This window comes from Janthinobacterium sp. BHSEK (assembly GCF_056174685.1).
Map to the genome: position 1 here is coordinate 1 of NZ_JBWBYV010000170.1, position 2,484 is coordinate 2,484.

At 62.0% G+C, this 2,484-nt stretch carries 4 protein-coding genes; all 4 read left to right on the forward strand.

The features are described 5' to 3' along the window. Window positions 1-706 (forward strand): hypothetical protein (locus AC0V2Y_RS28005; protein WP_475418441.1); only part of this gene is annotated, 706 nt, incomplete at its 5' end. Window positions 707-953: 247 nt separating this feature from the next. Further along, window positions 954-1,283, forward strand: coding sequence for a hypothetical protein (locus AC0V2Y_RS28010; RefSeq protein ID WP_475417713.1), 330 nt, complete (start codon window positions 954-956; stop codon window positions 1,281-1,283). A 32-nt stretch (window positions 1,284-1,315) separates the two neighbouring features. Continuing rightward, a complete protein-coding gene (locus tag AC0V2Y_RS28015) occupies window positions 1,316-1,804 on the forward strand; it encodes a glycoside hydrolase family 19 protein (protein WP_475417715.1) in 489 nt (162 codons plus the stop codon). Further along, on the forward strand, window positions 1,801-2,319 hold the full coding sequence (locus AC0V2Y_RS28020; RefSeq protein WP_475417712.1) for a hypothetical protein: 519 nt from the start codon (window positions 1,801-1,803) through the stop codon (window positions 2,317-2,319). The genes AC0V2Y_RS28015 and AC0V2Y_RS28020 overlap by 4 nt, the downstream gene beginning before the upstream one ends. Window positions 2,320-2,484 lie beyond the last annotated feature (165 nt).

Here is a 2,484-nt window from a genome sequence, read left to right on the forward strand (position 1 = left end):
AAATAGCACGACCAATCGAAGCGTGGCAGTTCCAGGGACAGTTAATACAGCTGGCAATGACTATGCGGAATACATATTCAAAAACCTTGCATGCGGCGACATTATTCCGGGACAACTTGTAGGCATTACTTCTGATAATGAAGTCACGGATAAGTGGGCCGATGCCGTCATGTTTTCGATTAAATCGACCGCGCCTTCGTTTGTTGGCGGCGATACGTGGTCCAGTGACTTGGGTTCGCGCCCATCACCCCAGGCGGGACCGGCCCCAACGCAGCCGCTGCGCCGCGAGGACGTGGTCGCGCAGCAAGCAGTACCTGGTACCAATCCACCGGAATACGAGGAGGTGGTGACCGAACTCGGCGACACCGACGAGGAATGGGCGGAAAAGCAGGCGACCTTCGCTGCGGCACTGGCTGCCCACACAGTCGCCGTGCAGCAGGATGCCCAGGCCATGGCCGCTTTTGATACGGCGCTGGAAATCGAACGCCAGAAGGTCGACCGCATCGCCATTGCCGGCCGCGTGCCGGTCAACGTGCTGGGCGCCCAGCCGGGCGATTACATCGTGCCGGTGCAGGACGGCGCCGGCATCAAGGGCATCCCTGTTCGTAAAGTTGACCTCACCCACTCGCAATACTTGGAGGCGGTCGGGCGCGTGATCTCGATTGAACCGGACGGCCGGGCCTACGTGATGGTCAAGGTCGTGTAGCAAAGCAGCATCCACTACAAACCCGCTTCGGCGGGTTTTTTCATTTCCATCACCGGAAATACAGTCTCACTTTTCCCTAGAAATGAGACAGCCACCACCGTACTGTCTGCAGTACCCCCTCCCCTACCTCCTCATCAAGAAAGACACTATGGCCATCGAAACAACTGCTGCCGGAAGCGCACTGATTAAAATATTTGGCATCCCGGTCCTGGCCGGCGCTGCCGCAACCTCGCTGGGATTCATGTTCATGTGGCCAAAATCCGCTAAGGAAGCCTTTGTGCGCTTCTTCGTCACCATTCTGTTTTCCGTCCTCATGGGGCCAGCGCTGGTGGTGGCTGCCCGCAACTGGTTGCCAGGCATGTTCGACAGCGCGCGCGCCGTCGCCGTGCTATACGGCAGCGACCCGACACTGGGCTTCCTGTTCATCGCCGCGCCGCTGATGGTAGCCGCCGGCTTGCCTGCCTGGTGGGTGCTGGGCGCCACGGTGCGCTGGCTCGATAAGCGCAAGGACAAGGATATCGGCGAGCTGGCGCACGACGTAGCCGCCATCGTCAAGGATGTGCGGGGTGGCATGTGAGCGCCGTCACGCTGGCCCAGCTGGTGGAGATCATGCCGCTGGCACGCGCTCGGGCGGCCGCCTTCCTGGTGCCGTTGAATGCGGCCATGCTGGAATTTGGTATCACCACCCCGGCGCGCCAGGCGTCGTTCCTATCCCAGGTCGGGCACGAGTCTGGCCAGCTGCGCTATGTGCGTGAGCTGGCCAGCGGCCAGGCCTACGAGGGGCGCGCCGACCTGGGTAACGTGCAGCCAGGCGACGGCGTGCGCTTTCGTGGGCGCGGCCTGCTGCAGGTGACCGGCCGCGCCAACTACGCCGCCTGCGGCAAGGCCCTGGGCTTGGATCTGCTGGCCCAGCCTCAGCTGCTCGAGCAGACCGTCAACGCCTGTCGTTCGGCGGGCTGGTTCTGGCAGACACGCGGCCTGAATGCCTTGGCCGATGCTGGCGACCAAGAGCGGGTGACGCGCCGCATCAACGGTGGCGTGAACGGTCTGGCCGAGCGTCTGGCCTTGTACCAGGCAGCGCGCAAGGTGTTGGCGTGATCGCGCTAACCAAGTTCTTTACCAAGGTGCCGGGATGGTTATACGGTGCTTTGCTGGTGTGCGTGCTGGCCGGCGCTGGCATGGTGTACCAGCGCGCGCAGGGCATCGCCCAAGGCCGGGCGGAGGTGCAGGCGCTGTGGGATACCGACAAAAAGGCCCGCACCACGGCGGAAACAAAGGCGGTGGCGCAGCGCGCTGCCGAGAATCTGGCGCAAGCCAGGCAACAGGCCGCCAAAGTGGCGAGCGTCAAGAAAGTCTATGATGACGAAATCAACGATATCCGCGCTCGCGTTTCTGCTGCTGAGCGCATGCGCAAGCCCGCCTTCTGTGCAAGTGCTGGACCTGCCGCCTCGGCCGGTGGCGGTGGCGCCGAAGGAGGCGCTGCAGCCGATCCCGCCGGCGGGTTACTTCCTGACGCGGTGGCGCGAGATATTCAAGCCTTGATCCTGCAGACGGAGGAAGTAGCCGCGACGGGACGTGCATGCCAGGCGTTTGTGAGGGGAAATGTGGAGTAGTAGAGCCGAGAGATGAATTGCGCCGCCTCAACAGCGGCCATCAGCGCTCGGGCCGCTTGCCAATTTTCGCCTCATCACCAATCGGCTCCGTGTACCGACTTCCCATCAACTTTGTAAGGTATTTTCCTTTCGTCTAAATAAGGCTTTATTTGTTCCCAAGGGAGA

Bases quoted from the DNA above. Each gene is read 5' to 3' on its own strand.
- AC0V2Y_RS28010 (WP_475417713.1), top strand. From the start codon at position 954: ATGTGGCCAAAATCCGCTAAGGAAGCCTTTGTGCGCTTCTTCGTCACC.
- AC0V2Y_RS28015 (WP_475417715.1), top strand. From the start codon at position 1,316: ATGCCGCTGGCACGCGCTCGGGCGGCCGCCTTCCTGGTGCCGTTGAAT.